Genomic DNA, 21,325 nt, shown 5'->3' with positions numbered 1-21,325 from the left:
ACGAATTTTTCGCGCGTAAGCGCCGGCTTTTCGGGCCTAGCTGCTTTGTGCCGATCTGCCCGATCGTGCGGGGGCGGTAATAGCTAATGTCATCCCCCCCATCCCGCGCTGTCTTCGTTTTCGGCGGCGCGCGCTCCGGCAAATCCCGATTCGCCGAATCCCTGATCTCCGATACCGGTCTTGACCGTCATTATGTGGCGACCGGGCAGGCCTGGGATGAAGAGATGCGCGATCGCATTGCACAGCATCGCAATGATCGCGGCGACCTCTGGACGACGCATGAAGAGCCACTCGACCTCACGGCACGGCTGGCGGCGATCGACGGCGATGATCGTGCCGTTCTCGTTGATTGCCTGACGCTCTGGGTCACCAACCTGATGATGGCCGAGCGTAATATCGCGGCGGAGTTTTCCGCTCTCACCGAATTTCTGCCGAAGGCCAAGTCGCGGCTCGTTCTCGTTTCCAACGAGGTCGGGCTCGGCATCGTGCCGGAAAACCGCATGGCGCGCGAGTTTCGCGATCATGCCGGCCGGCTGCACCAGATGATCGCGGCGGCAAGCGCCGAAGTCTATTTTATCGCGGCGGGACTGCCGCTGAAAATGAAGGGTTAATCCGCATGAACCAGGAAAAGATTCCCGCCACCGTCATCACCGGCTTCCTTGGCGCCGGCAAGACGACGATGATCCGCAATCTGTTGCAGAACGCCGGCGGCAAGAAGATCGCCCTGATCATTAATGAATTCGGCGATCTCGGCGTCGATGGCGACGTGCTGAAGGGCTGCGGCGCGGAGAACTGCACCGAGGACGATATCATCGAGCTGACCAACGGCTGCATCTGCTGCACTGTCGCCGATGACTTCATTCCGACCATGACCAAGCTTCTGGAGCGCGACGTGCGCCCCGATCATATCGTCATCGAGACATCCGGCCTGGCGCTGCCGCAGCCGCTGGTCGCGGCCTTCAACTGGCCGGATATCCGCACCCAGGTCACCGTCGACGGCGTCATCACCGTGGTCGATAGCGCCGCCGTCGCCGCCGGCCGTTTCGCCGATGATCACGACGCCGTCGAAGCCCGTCGCGTCGAGGACGATTCGCTCGATCACGAAAGCCCGATCGAGGAACTGTTCGAGGATCAGCTCACCTGCGCCGACCTGATCGTTCTCAACAAGACCGACCTGATCGACGTCGCCGGCCTTGGCCGCGTCCGCGCCGAAGTCGCGTCGCGCACCGTGCGCAAGCCGACGATCATCGAGGCGAAGAATGGTGACGTCCCGGCCGCCATCCTGCTCGGCCTCGGCATCGGCACGGAAGCCGATATCGCCAACCGCAAATCGCATCATGAGCTGGAACACGAGGACGGCGCACCGCACGATCACGACGAATTCGACAGCTTCGTCGTCGAGCTCGGCCCGATCGCCGATCCCACTTCGTTCATCGAAAAGCTGAAGGGCGTGATTTCCGAACATGATGTCCTGCGTCTCAAGGGTTTTGCCGATGTGCCCGGCAAGCCGATGCGCCTGCAGATCCAGGCCGTCGGCAGCCGCATCGACCATTATTTCGACCGCGCATGGACGCCGGGCGAAGCGCGCGCCACGCGGCTGGTGGTGATCGGGCTGCATGAGATGGACGAAGGGATCGTGCGCAAGTCGATCGAGGCTTTGGTCTAAGGCAGAGCCATGCATCTCCTCCTAGCGCAAAAGGGAACGATCAGCGACGGCGAGGAGGCGATCGATCTCGGTCAGTCGCCGGGTGATATCCTGTTCCTGTCGGCGGCCGATACCGAGCTTGCGGCAATCGCCGCCGCCCATGGGCAGGGAGAGGCTGGCTATTCGCTGCGGCTCGCCAGCCTGATGAGCCTCAAGCATCCGATGTCGGTCGATACCTATGTCGAGCGGACAGCAAGGCATGCGAAGCTGATCATCGTCCGGGCGCTTGGAGGTGCCAGCTATTTCCACTATGCGCTCGAGGCGCTGCATGCTTGTGCTGCGCGTAGCGGTACGCTGATCGCCGTGCTGCCGGGGGATTCGAAGTCCGATCCGGGGCTGATGCCGTTTTCCAATATCGCGCTCGATGATCTCAATGCGCTGTGGTCCTACCTGATCGAAGGCGGGGATGCGAATTCGCGGGCGTTTCTTGGCTATGCCGAGGCGATGCTGTCGGGGGCAGAGAAGCCGGCAACGGCATCACCGCTGATGAAGGCCGGGATCTGGTGGCCGGGCAGGGGCGTGATTGGGGTTGAGGAGTGGAAGAGTATCTCCGAATTGGCGGTCCCGGAGGGACTCGAACCCCCAACTATTGCCATCTCCTTCTATCGCGCCCTCGTCCAGAGCGGTGAAACCAAGCCTGTGGAGGCCTTGATCGAAGCCGCTATCGCCGAGGGCATGCGGCCGCTGCCGGTGTTTGCCTATAGTCTCAAAGATCCGGTATCGATCGGTATCCTAGAGAGCGTTTTCACCGAATTGAAGCCGGATGTCGTCATCAACACGACCGGGTTTGCGGTTTCGGCGCCGGGTGCCGATCGCCAGCCGACCGTGCTGGAGACGAGCGATGCAGTCGTGCTGCAGGCGATCTTTTCCGCTTCATCGAGAGAGGCCTGGGATGCCTCGTCACAGGGGCTTTCGGCGCGCGATCTCGGCATGAATGTCGCGCTGCCCGAGGTGGATGGGCGTGTGCTTGCCCGCGCCGTCTCGTTCAAGGCGGCGGCGCGCTATGATGAGCGCGTCGAGGCCAATATCGTTGCCAGTGAGCCGGCCGTTGACCGCATGTGTTATACGGCGCGGCTTGCCGCCAATTGGGCGCGGTTGCGCAGGACGCCGCCATCGGAGCGGCGCGTGGCGCTGGTCATGGCCAATTATCCGAATCGGGACGGACGGCTTGGCAACGGCGTCGGGCTCGATACGCCGGCGGGTACGATCGAGGTGCTGAAGGCGATGAGGGCGGCGGGTTACCCGGTCGCCGATCTGCCTGGTGATGGCGATGCGCTGATCCGGTATCTGATGGACGGGCCGACCAATTCCGGTCACGATGGCAAGGTTATTCGCGAGACACTTTCTTTAAGCGAATACAAATATTTCCTCGCGTCTCTTCCGATACAGATTCAGGATGAAATCGTTGCTCGTTGGGGCAATCCCGAGAGCGATCCCTATGTTCGCGACGGCGTTTTCGCGCTGCCCTTCACCCGCTTCGGCGAGGTGCTGGTCGGCATCCAGCCGGCGCGCGGCTATAATATCGATCCGAAGGAAAGCTATCATTCCCCGGATCTTGTGCCGCCGCATGGCTATCTCGCTTTCTATGCGTTCCTGCGCCAATCCTTTGGCGCGCATGCGATCATCCATATGGGCAAGCATGGCAATCTCGAATGGCTGCCGGGCAAGGCCCTGGCGCTGTCGGAAGTCTGCTATCCGGAGGCGATCCTCGGGCCGTTGCCGCATCTCTATCCCTTCATCGTCAATGATCCCGGCGAAGGCACCCAGGCCAAGCGCCGCACGAGCGCCGTGATCATCGATCACCTGACGCCGCCCTTGACTCGCGCCGAGAGCTACGGTCCGCTCAAGGATCTCGAAGCGCTGGTGGACGAATACTACGAGGCCTCCGGCGGCGATCCGCGCCGTATTCGCCTGCTGCGCAAGCAGATCCTCGACCTCGTCGCCGATATCGGCCTCGATCAGGATGCAGGCATTTCCAAGGGAGAAGGCGAGGATGAGGCGCTAAAGAAGCTCGACGCCTATCTCTGCGATCTCAAGGAAATGCAGATTCGGGATGGATTGCATATCTTCGGCGTCTCGCCGGTGGGTAGGCTGCTTACGGATTTGACGGTGGCTCTGGCGCGGGTGCCGCGGGGATTGGGCGAAGGGGGCGATCAGAGTTTGCAGCGGGCGATTGCGCGGGATGCGTTGCGCCAGGATACGCCGTTCGATCCCTTAGATTGTGATATGGCCACCGAATGGACTGGCCAGCGCCCCGATATTCTCTCCGGCGTTTCCGACGATCCGTGGCGCACGCAAGGCGATACTGTCGAGCGCATCGAACTTCTGGCCGCGAAATTCGTTGCTGGCGGTATCGCATGCCCCGAGGACTGGACGCACACACTCGCCGTTCTCGCCGAAATCGAAACCTGCCTGAAACCCTCGATCCTTGCGTGCGGAGATGCCGAAATCTCCGCCCTGATAAAGGGCCTGGATGGTCGGTTCGTGCCACCTGGTCCTTCCGGTGCGCCAACGCGCGGCAGGCCGGATGTGTTGCCGACAGGACGGAACTTCTATTCGGTCGATAGCCGCGCGGTGCCGACGCCGGCGGCCTATGAGCTTGGCAGGAAGTCGGCAGAGCTGTTAATCCGCCGCTATGTGCAGGATCATGGCGAATGGCCGGTTTCCTTTGGGCTGACGGCCTGGGGCACGTCGAATATGCGTACCGGTGGCGACGATATTGCCCAGGCGTTGGCGTTGATTGGCGTCAAGCCGGTCTGGGACATGACCTCGCGGCGCGTGACCGGCTACGAGATCATCCCGCCCGCTCTGCTGCGTCGCCCGCGCGTCGATGTTACGCTGCGCATCTCCGGCTTCTTCCGCGATGCTTTCCCGGAGCAGATTGCACTGTTCGACAAGGCCGTCCGTGCGGTCGGCGCGCTGGAGGAGGATGCGGCGGACAATCCGATTGCGGCGCGCATGCGCGGCGAGATCACGCGGCTTGAGGCGGCGGGATTGGATCAGGATTCGGCCAGCCGGCGCGCCGGCTATCGCATCTTCGGTTCCAAGCCGGGTGCTTATGGCGCCGGGCTGCAAGCGCTGATCGACGAGAAGGGCTGGGAGCGGCGCGCCGATTTGGCGGAGGCCTATCTCGTCTGGGGCAGCTATGCCTACGGGGCGGGCGAGGACGGGAAGGCCGAGCGCGGCGTGTTCGAGGAGCGGCTGCGCTCGATCCAGGCGGTGGTTCAGAACCAGGACAATCGCGAACACGACCTGCTCGATAGTGACGATTACTACCAGTTCGAAGGCGGCATGGCGGCGGCGGCAGAGCAGCTCGCCGGCGCGCGCCCGTCGATCTACCACAACGACCATTCCCGACCGGAAAAGCCGGTCATCCGCTCCTTGGAAGAGGAGATCGGCCGTGTCGTGCGCGGCCGTGTCGTCAATCCGAAATGGATCGATGGCGTCATGCGCCATGGTTACAAGGGCGCCTTTGAGATCGCAGCGACGGTCGATTATCTCTTTGCCTTCGCGGCGACGACAGGCGCCGTGCGCAATCATCATTTCGAGGCGGTTTATCAGGCTTTCGTGGTCGATCAGAAAGTGCGCGACTTTATGGCCGAGAAGAATCCGGCCGCCCTTTGCGAAATGAAGGAGCGCCTGCTGGAAGCCATCGACCGCCAGCTCTGGACGCCGCGCAGCAATTCTGCCCGGTTCGATCTGGAGGCCCCCGTGCGAGGCAAGGAGGCCGTGGCGTGAGTGCGGCCGGCGATCTTCTTCAGGCTTTTCATGACTACGTGACGTCGCGGAGCGATCCCCTATTGCAGCGTTTCATGGACGGCTTCGGTTGGCGGATGGATGAGCGGCTGCTTGCCGCCCATAGACTACCTGTATTGGACCACCTGAATATCCTTCACGCGCCGGCCGATGCCGCAGAGCGTGATCTGTTCTCCGCCCTCTCAAGCACCGCAAGCGCTCTGCATTGGGGGCAGACCTATAGCATTGCCGATTTCGGTGCGGATTTCCTCCAGAGATACGGCTGGGTCGAGCTGTTCGGTACGCGAGGTCACTTCGTCGGCGATGATATGGCCGGCGGCTTTCTGCTGCTTGGGCCGGACGTCCATTATCCGGATCATCATCATACAGCGGAGGAAATCTATATTCCGCTGACCGACGGGGCGCTGTGGAGCAAGGACGGCCAACATTTCCTGCCGCGCTGGTCCGGCGAGATCATTCATCATCCCTCGGACATCCGCCATGCGATGCGGACCGAGAAGATGCCGCTGGTGGCGCTTTACCTCTGGCGAGGCGGACCGCTGGCGCAGAAATCCATCATTTCAGGGAGAGAAAAATGAGTGAAGACATAGCCGAAACCGGCACTGACGCACCGAAAAACGACGACGCCCGCCATTCCGACAAGATGGCCAAGAAGAAAGCCGCGCGCGACAAGATCATGGCAACGAAGACCGACGAGAAGGGTCTGATCATCGTCCACACCGGCAAGGGCAAGGGCAAATCATCCTCCGCCTTCGGCATGATCTTTCGCCATATCGCCCACAAGAAGCCATGCGCGGTGGTGCAGTTCATCAAGGGCGCGATGTGGACGGGCGAGCGGGATCTGATCGAGACGCATTTCTCCGACATCTGCCAGTTCCACACGATGGGTGAGGGCTTCACCTGGGAAACGCAGGACCGCGCTCGCGACGTGGCTGCGGCGACGGCGGCCTGGGAAAAGGCCAAGGAGCTGATCCGCGACGAGCGCAACTCGATGGTGCTGCTCGACGAGATCAACATCGCGCTGCGCTATGATTATCTCGATATCAACGAGGTGGTGGAATTCCTGAAGGGCGAAAAGCCGCACATGACGCATGTTGTGCTCACCGGCCGCAACGCCAAGGAAGAGCTGATCGAGATCGCCGATCTCGTCACTGAAATGGAGCTGATCAAACATCCCTTCCGCTCCGGCATCAAGGGACAGCCGGGCGTCGAGTTCTGATTGGAGGAGTGACGCGCTTCAGCCGACTGACATCGTCGCCCTCAACAGATCAGCCGTCTGCTGATCCGCAGGAAAGAAGGATTCTATTGCCAGTTCCGACAGGGTGACGTCGACAGGGGTGCCGAAGACGGTGGTGGTCGAGATCAAGGAGAGGCGCCCGGCTTTGGTGACGAGTTCGAGAGGGACGGCAATACCGGCATAATCCCGGTCGTATGGATTTGGCCTTGGTGCCGGCGGAGCGGGATAGGCTGCAAGTTCTTTCAGCAATGCCGTGAGGATGAGATCGCCGGTGGCAGTGATCTGCTGGCGCAGGCGTTCGAGCAGATGGGCGCGCCATTCCGGGAGGTTTAGGATGTGAGGCGCGAGGCCGCGCGGATGCAGGCTCAGCCTCAACACGTTCACCGGTGGTTTGAGCAGTGTGGCGTCGACGACGTCGGAGAGCAGGGGTGCGACCGCGGCGTTTGCGGCGATCAGCGTCCAATGCCGGTCGATCGCCAATGCCGGAAAGGGTTCGTGGCCCTTCAGAACGAGGTCGATAGCCCGGCGTGCCGGGGCAAGTGCCGGGTCGTCCAGCGAGCGTTCCGGAAAGACCGGCGCGAAGCCGGCGGCCAGCAACATCGGATTGCGATCTCTAAGCGGCACGTCCAGCCGCTCTGCGAGATGCATCAGCATATCGCGGCTCGGAAGCGCGCGCCCGCTCTCGATGAAGCTGAGATGCCGTTGCGATATCTCTGCTTCAAGGGCGAATTCGAGCTGGCTCAAACGGCGGCGCTGCCGCCATTCGCGCAGGTAATCGCCGAGAGAGCGGGCGGGCATCATCATGCGGCTGCCGGCATCTGGTCGATGAAACCATGAACGGCTTTCAGCCGTTCGCCATCGAGAATGGCGAAATCGGTGCCTTTGACCAGCGGTTCGCTACCTTCCGGGCCGAGATCCCAGGAGAAGCGGATATTGTCGCCGTGGCGATCGGCGGAACCGGAGAGTTTGAAGCGGAAATCGGGGAAGCGGTCCTGCACGGCGGCGACCAGGGCATCGATCTGCTCGCGGCCCTCGCCGCGCATCAACGGGTCGATATAGCTGCAGGATTCCGTCCATGCTTCGGTGATGAGCGCGCGTCGGCGCTCGGCATCGGTTTCGTTCCAGACGGCGATATAGCGTTCGGCAATGGTTTTCGCATCGGTCATCGGGTTGTCTCCTTTGGATCGCCTGAACCGTTCAGGCAGGGCGATCATCGGCGAGCCCTTAAACAGTATCAATTACGCCTCAGGTAATCAAAGCTGCCCGATATCAAAATCCCAGCCAGACCCGGACGGGGTTGGCGGGATCGGCCAGCAGCTTGATGGCGAAGGCGATGCAGACAATGACCAGCAGCGGCTTGATCAGCCGCGCGCCGATACGCATGGCGAGCCGCGAGCCGACTTGCGCCCCGAGGAACTGGCCTAAGCCCATCACCAAACCGACCTTCCAGAGGATGGCGCCCGAGAAGATGAAGACGATCAGGCCGCCGAGATTCGAGCCGAAATTCAGCAGCTTGGTATGTGCGGTCGCCTTCAGCAGGCCGAAGCCGGCGAGCGTGACGAAGGCGAGCATCAGGAACGAGCCTGTGCCGGGACCGAAGGCGCCGTCGTAGAAGCCGATCAGCGGCACCAAGGTGATGCCGAAGAGGCCGGCGCTCATGCGGCGGTGTTTTTCGACATCGTTGAGATTGGGCTTGAAGGCGAAATAGAGGGCGATCGCTATCAGCAGGAAGGGCAGGATGATGCGGAGGACATTGCCGGGCATGATCGTTGCCAGTGCCGCGCCCAGCATGCCTCCGATCACGGCCATCAATGCCATCGGCAATTGCTCGCGAAGCTGCACATGGCCCTGGCGCGCATAGGCGATGGTCGCGGAGGCTGCGCCGCAGATCGATTGCACCTTGTTGGTGCCAAGTGTCTGCAGCGGCGGAATGCCGGCAAGCAGCATGGCGGGCACAGTAACCAACCCGCCGCCGCCGGCGATCGAATCGACAAATCCGGCGAAGAATGCGGCGGCAAAGAGCAGAAGCAGCAGATGAAGGGTAATGTCTGGCAAGGCGGGAACTCGGCGGCATGAAATCGAGGCGCCTTCTTGCATTCCTGTTGTGCCAAGGCAATTGCCGATGGGACACATTGCGCGAAATTGACGGGCAAGGGATGGCTGGGTAGATGTGTTTGACCATAACCACCGCCGCCGAGGAGTGACTATGACGACCTATTCCAATTCTACGCGCCGCTATCTCCTTGGCTTGGGTTGTGAGCGCGGCACGGATTGGAATGATGTGCGTTTGCTTGCCGAACGGGCCATGCAAGAGGCCGGGATAGGAGCCGATCAGCTCCTTGCGGTGGTCTCGATCGATACGCGAATGAACGAGCCGGCGATGCTGGAGGTGGCCACGCATTTCCGCCTCCCACTTCGGTGTTTCAACGTTGCCGCGCTGGAGAGGGAGACGCCGCGTTTGAAGAATCCGTCCGATCTCGTTTTTGCCCATGTCGGTTGCCATGGTGTCGCCGAGGCTGCGGCATTGGCTGCGGCTGGACCGGATGCTGAGCTTGTCGTTCCGAAAATCAAATCCGCCTTTGCCACGGCCGCCATTGCGAAAATCGGCTGAACACCGGTCTTTTGGCATCGTTTCGTCGCAATTTGTGACGAATTTGCGTGAGCTCGCTTCCGATATTGCAGAAATGGCCGCTGTGGGTATGGTGAGGTATCTCGCCGATCGCGGTTCTCGCGTGTCCCGGCAATCCCGAAACATGATCTCCGAAATTGCAGCGCCATTTTGGGAGAATCTTATATTTTATCAGAATGTTAAGAAGGAAATATCATGCATAAGGTAATTTACGATACGGACCCTGGCGTCGATGACGCCATGGCGCTTCTCTTTCTGCATCGTCATCCGGATATCGATCTTCTCGGCGTCACCACCGTATTCGGCAATGCTTCCGTCGATACGACTACGCGCAATGCGCTGTTCCTGAAGCGCGAGTGGAACATTCCTTGTCCCGTTGCCCGCGGCGCCAGCGTCACGTTCGATCCCTCGCGGCAGGAGCGGCCGTGGCCGACCTTCGTACACGGCCATAACGGTCTCGGCGATATCGAGGTGCCGGCAACGATCGATCTGCCTACCGATCCGCGTCCGGCCTATCAATTCATCATCGATACCGTCCGCGCCAATCCGGGCGAGGTGCGGCTGGTGGCCGTCGGCCGCATGACCAATCTGGCGCTGGCGCTGAAGCACGATCCGGAGATCGCCAAGCTGGTCAAGGATGTCGTCATCATGGGCGGCAATTTCTACGTTCCGGGCAATGTTACGCCGGTGGCGGAAGCCAATATTCATGGCGACCCCGAAGCGGCAGATGCCGTTATGACCGCATCGTGGAAGGTCGTAGTCATCGGTCTCGACGTGACCGCGGTCACGACGATGAGCCGGACCTATCTCGCCGATATGGCGAAAGTCGGCGGGCCGTCCGTGCAGCTTCTGTCCGACCTGTCGCAATCCTATATCGATTTCTACGGCCATATCGTCGATGACGGTATGATGGTGCATGATAGCTGCGCCTGCGTCTATGTCGTGGCGCCGGAGCTGTTTGATGCGATCGAGGGTGCGGTGCGCGTCGTCTGCGGCGGCATTGCCGACGGCCAGACGATCGTCAAGCCGAACGGCCGGCACTTTCCGCCGAACGAATGGGACGACTTGCCGAGCCAGATCGTCTGCACCGGTATCCGTTCTGAGGCGACGATCGATCTGATCCGTGATGTGATTCTCGGCAAGTGAGCCACTAAAGTCAGTCTTGGAGGGGGCGGCGATGCTGTCCCCTCCATGGAATTTTGCTCTATGATTTTCTTATTCTATAATATTATCAAGTAATTGCAGTCGCTCTGTCGCAATTCGATTCAAGCGCTTAAAGCGTTGAATCGGGCTTGCTCTTATCGTCGTCGGGAAAACGAATAGCGCACTATTGCTGCCGTCCGGATCCGATCTGATCTATCCTTCATCGAGGAATCGGGAGTTCGACCGCTGCCCTCTTATCCCATTCTCAAGATTGCAATTTTTGCCATCCGGGCATAGGACAGATGGGATGAACGATACCGCATTTTCCAATCTGCCGGCGCTGGAGCCGGGCTCCGTTTGGCTCGTTGGCGCCGGGCCGGGCGATCCCGGGCTGCTGACCTTGCTGGCGGCCAAGGGATTGGCGGAGGCGGACATTATTGTGCACGATGCGCTCGTCAACGAAGATTGCCTGAAGCTCGCGCGCCCTGGCGCCGCACTCGAATATGCCGGCAAGCGCGGCGGCAAGCCGTCCGCCAAGCAACGGGACATTTCGCTGCGTCTGGTCGAGCTGGCGCGGGCCGGAAAGCGGGTGCTACGGCTGAAGGGCGGCGATCCCTTCGTCTTCGGGCGCGGCGGCGAAGAGGCGTTGATGCTCGTGGAGCACGGCATTCCGTTCCGCATTGTGCCGGGCATTACCGCTGGGATCGGTGGTCTCGCCTATGCCGGCATTCCCGTCACGCATCGCGACGTCAATCACGCCGTCACTTTCCTCACAGGTCATGATTCCTCAGGCCTCGTGCCGGATGCGATCAATTGGGAGGCGATCGGCAAGGGGTCGCCCGTTATCGTCATGTATATGGCAATGAAGCATATTGCCCAGATCAGCGCCAATCTCATCGCCGCCGGCCGTTCTGCCGACGAGCCGGTCGCCTTCGTCTGCAATGCCGCCACGCCGGCACAGCAGGTGCTGGAGACCACGCTTGGGCGTGCGGAGGCCGATGTCATCGCCTCCGGCCTGGAGCCGCCGGCGATCGTCGTGGTCGGCGATGTCGTGCGGCTGCGATCGTCCCTCGACTGGCTGGGGGCTTTGTCCGGTCGCAAGCTCGTTCCGGCAACGGAGATGCGGGCGGGTGGCGGTCGCAAGGTGCCAGCATGAGCGGCCTGCTGATTGCAGCTCCAGCCTCGGGCTCGGGCAAGACCACGATCACGCTCGGCCTGCTCAGGGCGCTGCGGAAAAGGGGGATTGCGGTTGCACCGGGTAAAGCCGGTCCCGATTATATCGATCCCGCCTTTCTTGCGGCGGCGGGCGGCTCGCCCTGCCTCAATTTCGATCCCTGGGCCATGCGCCATGAGCTGATCTCCGCCAATTCGGCGCTGCATCGTGCCGGCGACCGGATGCTGGTCATCGAAGCCATGATGGGGCTGTTCGACGGCGCGGCGGATGGCTCTGGCACGCCGGCCGATCTTGCCGCTTTCCTGGGGCTTTCCGTCGTGCTGGTGGTCGATGCCTCGCGCATGTCGCAGTCCGTCGCCGCTCTCGTCAGCGGCTTTGCCAATTTCCGCACCGATATCCGCATCGCCGGCGTCATCCTCAACCGGGTCGGCAGCGACCGGCATGAAACGATGCTGCGCCGGGCGCTGGAAGCGGTTCGCATTCCTGTCGCCGCCGTCATTCGCGCCGACAAGGGGCTGACATTGCCGGAGCGGCATTTGGGGCTGGTGCAGGCTGGCGAACATGCAGGGCTGGAAGAGTTTATCGAACACGCGGCGGAAACACTCACCAAGGCGTGTGATTTCGGATTGCTGCTGCGCGCCGCGCAACAGAATGTCGTCCGGCCATCGGCGGCCAACGTTGCGCGGCTTATGCCCTTCGGTCAGCGGATCGCTGTCGCCCGCGATATCGCCTTCGCCTTCTGCTACGAGCATATGCTCCTCGGCTGGCGCCGGCGCGGGGCGGAGATTTCATTTTTCTCGCCACTGGCTGACGAGGCTCCGGCGGCGGATGCGGACGCCATCTATCTGCCGGGCGGTTATCCCGAGCTGCATGCGGGCAAGCTCGGGGCTGCAACGCAATTCCATGAAGGGATAAAGGCTGCGGCGTCGCGAGGCGTGCGGATCTATGGCGAGTGCGGCGGCTATATGGTGCTTGGCGATGGATTGGTGGATGCCGCCGGCATGCGCCATGCAATGCTTGGCCTGTTGCCGGTCGTCACCAGCTATGAGAAGCGTCAACGCCATCTCGGCTACCGGCGCGTGACACCGCTGGCAGGGTCTTTCTTCGAGCGGCCGATGACGGCGCATGAGTTTCACTATTCGACCATCATCTCGGAAGGTGAGGCGGATCGGCTCTTCGCGGTCGCGGATGCACTTGGCGCTGACCTGGGCGCGGCGGGTCTGCAGCGCGGCAATGTCGCCGGGTCCTATATGCATCTGATCGACCTTGTCGGTGACGTCGCGTGACGGGCAGGATCGTACATGGCGGCGGCATCACCGCCGCGGCGCGTCTTTACGGCGGACGACCGGCAGACTGGCTCGATCTGTCGACCGGGATCAATCCCAATCCCGTCCCATTGACCGACATACCCGTTTCCGCCTGGCATAGGCTGCCGGATCAATATCTGGTGGAGCGGGCGCGGGAGGCGGCGAGGGGCTATTATCGCAGCGGCGACATTCTGCCGCTGCCGGTTCCAGGCACGCAATCGGTCATCCAGCTTTTGCCGCGACTGGCACCGGTCGGCAGCGTCGCGATCCTGTCGCCGACCTATGGGGAATATGCCCGAGCCTTTAAACTGGCCGGATTGCCTGCTCGTGAGATTGCCGGGACTGGCGATCTGTCCCCCGAGCAGAGCCTTGTCGTCGTCGTCAATCCCAATAATCCGGATGGCCGGATGCTGCCCGTCGAGCGGCTACGGGAATTGCATGATCGGCTGCAAGAGCGCGGCGGTATATTGGTGGTCGATGAGGCATTCGGGGATATGGAGCCGGAGACAAGCCTTGCGCCTCATGCCTCCTCCATGCCGAACCTCATTATCTTCCGTTCCTTCGGTAAATTCTTCGGTCTCGCTGGCCTGCGCCTCGGTTTTGTCATCGCTGGAGCCTCGATCCTTGCGCGTTTCGAGGATTGGCTTGGCCCCTGGGCGGTTTCCGGGCCGGCGCTTTCACTGGCTGCTTGCCTGATGGACGGCGATACCGCCGCTATCCGCAATCGCATTCTCGACCGGCGCGCAGCGCTGGACGCCGCTCTTCACAGCGCCAAACTCAATATAGTCGGCGGCACCGGGCTGTTTGCTCTGGTTGCCGATGAGCGGGCAAGCGACATTTATTCGTATCTCTGCCATCATCATATTCTTGTCCGTAAGTTCGATTATGCGCCGAATTGGCTGCGCTTCGGCCTTGCTCCGGACGAGGAAGGCGATCGCAGGCTGGCCGGGGTGCTGGAGAATTATTCGATATGATCATCGACGAACATTTGCTCATCCTCATTCTGGCATTGCTGCTGGACCGGATCATTGGTGATCCCGCCTGGCTCTGGCAGCGCCTGCCGCATCCGGTCGTGCTGTTCGGCAAGGCAATTTCCTTTTTCGATCGCCATTTCAATGCCGCGCACCTGCCGGATCTGACGCGTCGCCGCAATGGTGTGATGTCGATTGCCGCGCTGCTCTTCGGCGCGGCCGTTGCCGGCTGGGCCGTTCATGGACTGCTCGCGTTCTTCGGCTGGTTCGGCATTCTGGTCGAGGCGGGGCTGGTGGCGATATTTCTGGCGCAGAAGAGCCTGGCCGATCATGTCGGCGAGGTGTCGAGCGCGTTGCGCAGCGAGGGACTGGAAGGCGGACGCCGCGCCGTGTCGCGCATCGTCGGCCGTGACCCGGAAACACTGGACGAACCTGGGATCTGCCGCGCCGCGATTGAAAGCCTAGCCGAGAATTTTTCCGATGGCGTCGTTGCGCCGGCGCTCTGGTATGGCGTTTTCGGTCTGCCGGGCCTGTTCATCTACAAGATGCTGAACACCGCCGATTCGATGATTGGCCATAAATCCGAGACTTATATCGATTTCGGCTGGGCTTCAGCGCGGCTGGACGATGTCGCCAATTGGCCGGCTGCGCGGCTGTCGATCCTGCTGATTGCCGCCGGTGCGCTCGCCAAGAAGGGGATTTCGGCCCTCGGCAACACGATCCGCGTCGCGGTCCGCGATGGCGGGCTGCATCGCTCGCCGAATTCCGGCAGGCCGGAAGCGGCGATGGCCGGCGCCCTGGATATCCAGCTCGCCGGGCCGCGCGTCTATGGCGGCGAAGTCGTGAGCGAACCGATGATCAACGGTTCCGGTCGGGATACGGCCACCGTCAGCGATGTCGAGACGGGCATCTCGATCTTCTATTCCGCCTGCTCGATGCTGACATTCCTTGCTTTCCTAGCCTTCCTGCTGCTGCTTTGATCCGTCGGTCTGCGTTAATGAATCGCATACCATATGTATTAATTTAGCATAATCTGATGTATGATAGTGGTTTCCTTCATCGGAATTGTTTCAAAGAGAAGCAAACGATGGAAGGGGACAAGATGAAACGGATACTGGCAGCTGCTACCGCATGTCTATTCCTGCAGTTTCATGTCGCTTCGGCGCAGGCCGGAACTGTTCTTGCCAAGATTGATCTTCGCTCACAGACGATGACCGTTTCCGAGGACGGCGTCCTCAAGTATCGTTGGAAAGTATCTACGGCGCGCAAGGGTTATGTGACGCCGACCGGTTCCTATACGGCGAAATGGCTGTCGCGCGATCACCGCTCCAAGAAATATGATGATGCGCCGATGCCTTACGCGGTATTCTTCAATGGCGGCTATGCGGTGCACGGCACCTACGAGCTGAAGCGTCTTGGCCGGCCGGCGTCACATGGCTGCGTGCGGCTGGAGCCGCGAAACGCCGCGACCTTCTTCTCGATGACATCGGAAGCGGGGCTCAAGAACACCCGCATTGTCATCAGCGACTGATCGGCTTCATTTGCAAACCATTACGGTTAGCCGCAATGCTGCCGCATCTTGCTCGCATGCCCGCCGCTATCCAAGGCCAGAAGCGTCTTTGCTGTTTGCGCAACAGTGCTTTGCCAAATTGCCGGGGTTTCGAGCGGAGACCATTGGCTTTTGGAATGGATTTCCCTATGAGGGGGATTGAATTATTATTTCATGAGGTATGGGCGTGACTGCTACATTCGACAAAGTTGCCGACATCATCGCTGAGACAAGCGAAATCGATCGTGAAACGATCACCCCGGAGAGCCATACGATCGACGACCTTGGCATCGATAGCCTGGATTTCCTCGACATCGTCTTCGCTATCGACAAGGAATTCGGCATCAAGATTCCGCTGGAACAGTGGACGCAGGAAGTCAACGACGGCAAGGCTTCGACCGAGGAATATTTCGTCCTCAAGAATCTCTGTGCCAAGATCGACGAATTGCGCGCCGCCAAGGGCTGAGCAACGTCTTTGCATTTTAGCCGCCCAGCCGCTCCTGACTATAGCGGCCGGGCGGTTTCATTCTTAACTATCGTATCCTGCCCGGACCATCAGAGGTCAGCGGGGCAGGGTCGGAGGCGTTGATGCTGCTGGAATATTTCCAGATGATCGATCGGGTTGTGTCCGTCGATCTGTCCAAGGGCCTGTTGAAGGCGCATTCGGTCGTGCCGGCCAAGAGCCCTGTTTTCGAAGGTCATTTTCCCGGCATGCCGCTCGTTCCCGGCGTTCTCCTGATCGAAACCATGGCTCAGGCGTCCGGCATGTTGGTGCTGGCGGCGACCAACTTCGCCTCCATGCCGTTTCTGATGTCGGTCGATGGCGCCAAGATGCGGACCTTCGTCGAGCCCGAGGCGGAGCTCGACATCGAGGCGGAACTGGAGCATGACGGCTCGGGCTTTGCGGTGACAAAGGCGCGGATCACCATAGCCGGCAAGAAGATCTGCGATGCGCAGTTGAAGCTGCGCACCATGCCGTTTAATGAAGTGCCGCTCGCCGACATCGTGCGCAAGCGGGCAGGCGAGGTCGGGCTTCTCGACGCCATCGCCGCCAATGGCTGACGCTTCCGGCTTAGATGGCGCCGCATTCTTAGAGGATTGATGAATGAGCAAGGCTCAGAATGATGTGGTGATCACGGGTGTCGGCATTGTCACCTGTCAGGGTGTTGGCAAGGAAGCGCATGTCGCTCTGCTGACTGCAGACAAGACGCCGACGACCATCGTCGAAACCGAGAAATTCAAACCCTATCCCGTGCATCCGCTGCCGGAGATCGACTGGTCGCAGCAGATCCAGAAGCGCGGCGATCAGCGGCAGATGGAAAACTGGCAGCGCATCGGCGTCTTCACCGCCGGCTTGGCGCTGGACGATGCCGGCTTGAAGGACGATCTCGAGGCCTGCGGCAGCATGGATATGATTGTTGCGGCCGGTGGTGGCGAGCGCGACCTCAATGTCGATACGCTGATCGTCGACGAGGGTCTGAAGCGCAACGACCGCGAATTGCTGCTGAACGAGAAGCTGACGACTGAACTGCGTCCGACGCTGTTCCTGGCACAGCTCTCTAATCTATTGGCCGGCAATATTTCTATCGTCCATAAGGTGACGGGCTCGTCGCGCACCTTCATGGGCGAAGAGGCAGCCGGTATCTCAGCGGTTGAGACCGCTTTCCATCGCATCAAGTCGGGCGAATCGAGCCATGCATTGGTCGGCGGCGCGTTTTCGGCTGAGCGGCAGGACATGATGCTGCTGTTCGAATCGGTGAACGCGCATGCGATCGGCGAATGGCACCCGCTCTGGTCCCGCAAGCCGGAAAACGGCGGCGGCATGATCATGGGTTCGCTTGGTGCTTTCCTGGTGCTGGAATCCCGCGCCCACGCGGAAGCGCGCGGCGCGCGCATTTACGCGACGATTGACGCGATCGAAGGCGATCGCGGCAGCCGCGACGGTGGCAAGTTCGAGGCGCGGCTGGAACGCCTGCTCGCGCCCGCCAAGGACGTACAAGGCGACGACACGCTCGTCTTCTGCGGCACGACGGCGATTGCCGATCTGGCAACGCGCGAAAAGACCGTGCTGGAAGCGCAGCTCCCAGCATCGGCCATTCGAGGGTATGCCGGGGTTTCCGGCCACGGGCTCGAAAGCCAGTTTCCGCTCGGGATCGCTTTTGCGGCGCTCGCGGTCGCCAACAAGGCCAAGGTGCCGGCTTTCGACGCCGCACATGAAAAGCCGATGAAGACCGGCGCGACGAAGGCAGTCGTGACGACCGTTGGCCACGCGCGCGGCGAAGGCATCGCCGTCCTGTCCGCCGAAGCGTGAGGAGTTAGCATCATGACCGCATCCGCCTATAAGGATCATCTCGGCCGCCCCATCGTCGCTGTTACCGGCATGGGCATCATCACCTCGCTCGGCCAGGGATTGCAGGACAATTGGAATGCGCTTTCCTCCGGTACGTCGGGTATTCACGGCATCACCCGCTTTCCGACCGATGGGCTTTCGACGCGCATTGCCGGCACGGTGGATTTCATCGATATTCCGGCGCCGAACGCTGTCGAGCGCTCCTACGCCTTTGCGCGCGAGACGACGATCGAGGCGCTTGCGCAGGCTGGGCTTTCCGGTGATTTCAATGCGCCGCTGTTCCTGGCCGCGCCGCCGATCGAGCCGGAATGGAGCGCGCGTTTCGCCCTTGCCGACCGTTCGCCGCCAGCTGATCATCCGGGCGACGCCTATGATCGTTTCCTCGCCGCGATGCGTCAGCGTCCCGATCCGACCTTCCATGAGGCGGCGCTGTTCGGCGCTATTTCGGAGCGTCTTGCCGATCGTTTTGGCACCCGCGGCCTGCCGGTAACCCTGTCCACGGCTTGTGCATCGGGTGTCACCGCGATCCAGCTCGGCATCGAGGCAATCCGCCAGGGTCGCACGACGCGGGCACTGACGGTCGCGACCGATGGCTCGCTTAGCGCTGAAGCGCTGATCCGTTTCTCCCTGCTGTCGGCTCTTTCCACCCAGAACGACCCGCCGACCAAGGCATCCAAGCCTTTCAGCAAGGATCGCGACGGCTTCGTTATCGCCGAGGGTGCGGCGACACTGGTGCTGGAATCGCTGGAATCGGCGGTTGCCCGTGGCGCAAAGATCCTCGGCATCATGAAGGGCGCCGGCGACAAGGCCGATTCCTTCCATCGCACCCGCTCGTCGCCCGATGGCGGCCCGGCGATCGCGACGATCCGTGCAGCTCTTGCCGATGCCGGCATGGCCGAGACAGATATCGGCTATATCAATGCCCATGGCACATCGACGCCGGAAAACGACAAGATGGAATATGGTGCCATGTCCGCCGTCTTCGACGAACGGCTGCCAACCATCCCGGTTTCGTCGAACAAGTCGATGATCGGCCATACGTTGACGGCCGCCGGTGCGGTTGAAGCGGTGTTCTCGCTGCAGACGATGCTGACCGGCACGCTGCCGCCCACCATCAACTATAACAACCCCGATCCGACGATCATTCTTGACGTCGTGCCGAACCAGAAGCGTGAAAAGCAGGTCAGCGCCATCCTTTCGAACTCCTTCGGATTCGGCGGACAGAACGCCAGCCTTGTCATGGCGCTCGAACCGGCTTAATCGGACTTTTGAAGAACAAGACATAACTGCGCCCAAGGGGCGAGGGATTTTGCCATGCGTGCTTTGCAACTGATCGACGACCGCAAACTTGAGATCACCGATCTGCCGGAGCCAGAGGCTCCAGGCGCGGGCGAGGTGACCCTGCGTGTCAAGGCGGTCGCCCTCAATCATATCGACGTCTGGGGCTGGCGCGGCATGGCATTCGCCAAGCGCAAGATGCCGCTGGTGATCGGCGCGGAAGCGTCCGGTGTCGTCGAAGCGATCGGGCCGGGCGTTGCCAATGTGCTGCCGGGCCAGCTTGTGTCGATCTATGGCGCGCGCACCTGCGGCCTCTGCCGTCATTGCCGCGAGGGTCGCGACAATCTCTGCGAACATGTTGGCGGCGTGCATGGCTTCCATCTTGACGGCTTCGCCCAGGAAAAGGTCAATCTGCCGGCGCGCCTGCTGGTTCCGGCTCCTCCCGGTGTCGATGCGATCGGCGCGGCGCTGGCGCCCGTCACCTTCGGCACGGTCGAGCACATGCTGTTCGACAATGCCAAGCTGGAGCCGGGCGAGACGATCCTCGTTCATGCCGGCGGTTCGGGCATCGGCACGGCGGCGATCCAGCTTGCCAAGAAGATCGGCTGCACCGTCATCACCACCGTTGGGTCCGACGACAAGATCGAGAAGGCCAAGGCGCTGGGCGCCGATCACGTCATCAACTACCGCACCGACCGTTTTGAGGGCGTGGTGCGCAAGCTGACCAAGAAGAAGGGCGTCGACGTCGTCTTCGAACATGTCGGCAAGGATACCTGGGCCGGTTCCATGCTCTGCATGAAGCGCGGCGGTCGTCTCGTCACCTGCGGCTCGACCTCGGGTGTCTCCACCGAGATGAACCTGATGATGCTCTTCCAGCAGCAGCTGAAACTGCTCGGCTCCTTCGGTTGCCGCATGGAGAACATGGCGAATGCCATGCAGAAGATGGCGCGCGGGCTGGTGCATCCGGTGATCGACACTGAAGTGAGCTTCAGCGATATCGACCGGGCGCTGGAGCGGATGGAATCGCGCCAGATCTTCGGCAAGATCATCCTCAAGATGGATTGACCGGCGTGAAGCTCGTCATCACCCGGATCGTCATTGCGCTCAGGAACTTCCAGCAATGGCTGGTGGCGCAGGTCATCTTCGGGTTCCTGAACTTCCTGAAGCTCTTTCCGGCCGATGGCGGCATCAATTTCGCCGACTGGCTGACGCGGAAAATCGGGCCGCGCATGCGTCGGCACCAGCTGATGCTGACCAATCTGCGTAACGCTTTTCCTGAGAAGAGCGAGACGGAGATCGCTGAGATCGCACTGGCGAGCTGGGGTAATATGGGGCGGCTGGCGGCGGAGTATGTTTTCCTCGACCGGCTCTTCGATTTTGATCCGTCTCGTGATGAACCGGGCCGTATCGAGGTCTCCGGCATTCCGATCTTTCTCGACTTGCGGGAGAACCCGCGGCCATTCATCGTCTTTACCGGGCATACGGGCAACTTCGAGTTGCTGCCGGTCGCTGGCGCGGCCTTCGGACTGAAGGTCACCGTGCTCTTTCGTCCGCCCAATAATCCCTATGTGGCACAGAAAGTCTTCGATTTTCGCGCCAAGCGCATGGGCAGTCTCGTGCCTTCGCATGCGGGATCGTCCTTCACGCTAGCTCGGCAACTTGAGAATGGCGGCGGGGTCGGTGTGCTGGTCGACCAGAAGTTCCGCAAGGGGCTGAAGACGCTATTCTTCGGTCGCGATGTGAAGACCAATCCGCTGCTGCCGAAGCTGGTGCGGCAGTTCAATTGCGAGGTCTATCCGGCCAGATGCATACGTTTGCCGGGCAATCGCTATCGTTTGGAGATCGAACCGAAGCTGGAAATGCCCCGCGACGAGCGGGGAAACCTGGACTTGCCGGCTACCGCGCAACTGCTGAACGACAAGGTCGAGAGCTGGGTGAGGGAGTATCCCGAACAGTGGCTTTGGTATCACGACCGCTGGAATATCAAGAAGACTGTTTTCTAAAATATTACCGAAAACGGGGTGGTTTGTGTCGAAATGAACCAGTTTTAACCCCAATAGGTCGCATACTTGACCTTGGGTAAGCCCTTGCTTTCGAAAAATTCGCCTTTTCCGAGAACTTCCATTCATCACAGGATTGAACGTGAGGGTAAGTCATGTTATTTCAATTTTCAGAAAGTTTGGTGAGATTGCGGACACCAAGCTGAAAATCCTTGGTCATGATAGC

The 21,325-nt window shown here is 61.0% G+C and carries 21 protein-coding genes; 18 read left to right on the top strand and 3 right to left on the bottom strand.

Annotation, left to right across the window (positions count from 1 at the left end; translation table 11 throughout):
- Positions 1 to 86 precede the first annotated feature (86 nt).
- The 5 genes from cobU to cobO are packed head-to-tail and all read left to right on the top strand — an operon-like array spanning position 87 to position 6,680.
- A complete protein-coding gene (gene cobU, locus PMI03_RS19745) occupies positions 87 to 611 on the top strand; it encodes a bifunctional adenosylcobinamide kinase/adenosylcobinamide-phosphate guanylyltransferase (protein ID WP_007696754.1) in 525 nt (174 codons plus the stop codon).
- 5 nt (positions 612 to 616) lie between these two features.
- Complete coding sequence (gene cobW / locus PMI03_RS19740; protein ID WP_007696749.1) at positions 617 to 1,666, top strand: cobalamin biosynthesis protein CobW; 1,050 nt, start codon at positions 617 to 619, stop codon at positions 1,664 to 1,666.
- 9 nt (positions 1,667 to 1,675) lie between these two features.
- Positions 1,676 to 5,443 (top strand): cobaltochelatase subunit CobN, encoded by a 3,768-nt coding sequence (gene cobN / locus PMI03_RS19735; RefSeq protein ID WP_007696745.1) that lies wholly within the window; start codon positions 1,676 to 1,678, stop codon positions 5,441 to 5,443.
- Positions 5,440 to 6,039 carry a dimethylsulfoniopropionate lyase gene (locus PMI03_RS19730; RefSeq protein ID WP_007696737.1) on the top strand — a complete coding sequence of 200 codons (600 nt, stop codon included), beginning with the start codon at positions 5,440 to 5,442 and terminating at the stop codon, positions 6,037 to 6,039. The genes cobN and PMI03_RS19730 overlap by 4 nt, the downstream gene beginning before the upstream one ends.
- Positions 6,036 to 6,680 (top strand): cob(I)yrinic acid a,c-diamide adenosyltransferase, encoded by a 645-nt coding sequence (gene cobO, locus PMI03_RS19725; protein ID WP_007696734.1) that lies wholly within the window; start codon positions 6,036 to 6,038, stop codon positions 6,678 to 6,680. The genes PMI03_RS19730 and cobO overlap by 4 nt, the downstream gene beginning before the upstream one ends.
- 18 nt (positions 6,681 to 6,698) lie before the next feature.
- Here the strand turns inward: cobO and PMI03_RS19720 are convergent, their stop codons facing one another.
- The 3 genes from PMI03_RS19720 to PMI03_RS19710 all read right to left on the bottom strand — a co-directional run bounded on the left by PMI03_RS19720 (position 6,699) and on the right by PMI03_RS19710 (position 8,753).
- Entirely contained in the window at positions 6,699 to 7,502 is an 804-nt protein-coding gene (locus tag PMI03_RS19720; RefSeq protein WP_007696732.1) for a helix-turn-helix domain-containing protein, read from the bottom strand.
- Positions 7,499 to 7,864, bottom strand: coding sequence for a nuclear transport factor 2 family protein (locus PMI03_RS19715; protein WP_007696729.1), 366 nt, complete (start codon positions 7,862 to 7,864; stop codon positions 7,499 to 7,501). Before PMI03_RS19715 ends, PMI03_RS19720 begins: the two co-directional genes overlap by 4 nt.
- A gap of 103 nt (positions 7,865 to 7,967) precedes the next feature.
- Positions 7,968 to 8,753, bottom strand: coding sequence for a TSUP family transporter (locus PMI03_RS19710; RefSeq protein ID WP_007696727.1), 786 nt, complete (start codon positions 8,751 to 8,753; stop codon positions 7,968 to 7,970).
- Between the two features lie 151 nt (positions 8,754 to 8,904).
- Between PMI03_RS19710 and PMI03_RS19705 the strand changes: the two genes are divergently transcribed.
- From PMI03_RS19705 to PMI03_RS19645, 13 genes are all read left to right on the top strand, one after another.
- A complete protein-coding gene (locus tag PMI03_RS19705) occupies positions 8,905 to 9,309 on the top strand; it encodes a cobalamin biosynthesis protein (RefSeq protein ID WP_007696724.1) in 405 nt (134 codons plus the stop codon).
- 213 nt (positions 9,310 to 9,522) lie between these two features.
- On the top strand, positions 9,523 to 10,473 hold the full coding sequence (locus PMI03_RS19700) for a nucleoside hydrolase (RefSeq protein ID WP_007696721.1): 951 nt from the start codon (positions 9,523 to 9,525) through the stop codon (positions 10,471 to 10,473).
- 304 nt (positions 10,474 to 10,777) lie between these two features.
- Positions 10,778 to 11,626, top strand: coding sequence for a uroporphyrinogen-III C-methyltransferase (gene cobA / locus PMI03_RS19695; RefSeq protein ID WP_007696718.1), 849 nt, complete (start codon positions 10,778 to 10,780; stop codon positions 11,624 to 11,626).
- Positions 11,623 to 12,930 carry a cobyrinate a,c-diamide synthase gene (locus tag PMI03_RS19690; protein ID WP_007696715.1) on the top strand — a complete coding sequence of 436 codons (1,308 nt, stop codon included), beginning with the start codon at positions 11,623 to 11,625 and terminating at the stop codon, positions 12,928 to 12,930. Before cobA ends, PMI03_RS19690 begins: the two co-directional genes overlap by 4 nt.
- Positions 12,927 to 13,925: a threonine-phosphate decarboxylase CobD gene (cobD, locus tag PMI03_RS19685; RefSeq protein WP_007696713.1), complete on the top strand. Its 999-nt coding sequence runs from the start codon at positions 12,927 to 12,929 to the stop codon at positions 13,923 to 13,925. Before PMI03_RS19690 ends, cobD begins: the two co-directional genes overlap by 4 nt.
- Positions 13,922 to 14,902 (top strand): adenosylcobinamide-phosphate synthase CbiB, encoded by a 981-nt coding sequence (gene cbiB / locus PMI03_RS19680; RefSeq protein WP_007696708.1) that lies wholly within the window; start codon positions 13,922 to 13,924, stop codon positions 14,900 to 14,902. The genes cobD and cbiB overlap by 4 nt, the downstream gene beginning before the upstream one ends.
- Before the next feature lie 122 nt (positions 14,903 to 15,024).
- Complete coding sequence (locus tag PMI03_RS19675) at positions 15,025 to 15,453, top strand: L,D-transpeptidase (protein ID WP_012651691.1); 429 nt, start codon at positions 15,025 to 15,027, stop codon at positions 15,451 to 15,453.
- Between the two features lie 199 nt (positions 15,454 to 15,652).
- A complete protein-coding gene (locus PMI03_RS19670) occupies positions 15,653 to 15,937 on the top strand; it encodes an acyl carrier protein (protein ID WP_012651689.1) in 285 nt (94 codons plus the stop codon).
- A 122-nt stretch (positions 15,938 to 16,059) separates the two neighbouring features.
- On the top strand, positions 16,060 to 16,533 hold the full coding sequence (locus PMI03_RS19665; RefSeq protein WP_007696697.1) for a 3-hydroxyacyl-ACP dehydratase FabZ family protein: 474 nt from the start codon (positions 16,060 to 16,062) through the stop codon (positions 16,531 to 16,533).
- A gap of 43 nt (positions 16,534 to 16,576) precedes the next feature.
- Complete coding sequence (locus tag PMI03_RS19660; RefSeq protein ID WP_007696694.1) at positions 16,577 to 17,782, top strand: beta-ketoacyl-ACP synthase; 1,206 nt, start codon at positions 16,577 to 16,579, stop codon at positions 17,780 to 17,782.
- Positions 17,783 to 17,794: 12 nt separating this feature from the next.
- Positions 17,795 to 19,081: a beta-ketoacyl-ACP synthase gene (locus PMI03_RS19655; protein WP_007696691.1), complete on the top strand. Its 1,287-nt coding sequence runs from the start codon at positions 17,795 to 17,797 to the stop codon at positions 19,079 to 19,081.
- A gap of 54 nt (positions 19,082 to 19,135) precedes the next feature.
- Positions 19,136 to 20,164, top strand: a complete 1,029-nt coding sequence (locus tag PMI03_RS19650; protein ID WP_007696688.1) for a zinc-binding dehydrogenase — start codon at positions 19,136 to 19,138, stop codon at positions 20,162 to 20,164.
- A gap of 5 nt (positions 20,165 to 20,169) precedes the next feature.
- Positions 20,170 to 21,102 carry a lipid A biosynthesis lauroyl acyltransferase gene (locus PMI03_RS19645; protein ID WP_007696686.1) on the top strand — a complete coding sequence of 311 codons (933 nt, stop codon included), beginning with the start codon at positions 20,170 to 20,172 and terminating at the stop codon, positions 21,100 to 21,102.
- The last annotated feature ends 223 nt before the right edge of the window (positions 21,103 to 21,325 follow it).

This window comes from Rhizobium sp. AP16 (assembly GCF_000281735.1).
GTDB lineage: Bacteria > Pseudomonadota > Alphaproteobacteria > Rhizobiales > Rhizobiaceae > Rhizobium > Rhizobium rhizogenes.
Note: the sequence above shows the minus strand (reverse complement) of the source record. Positions and strands in the feature narration are given on the sequence as shown.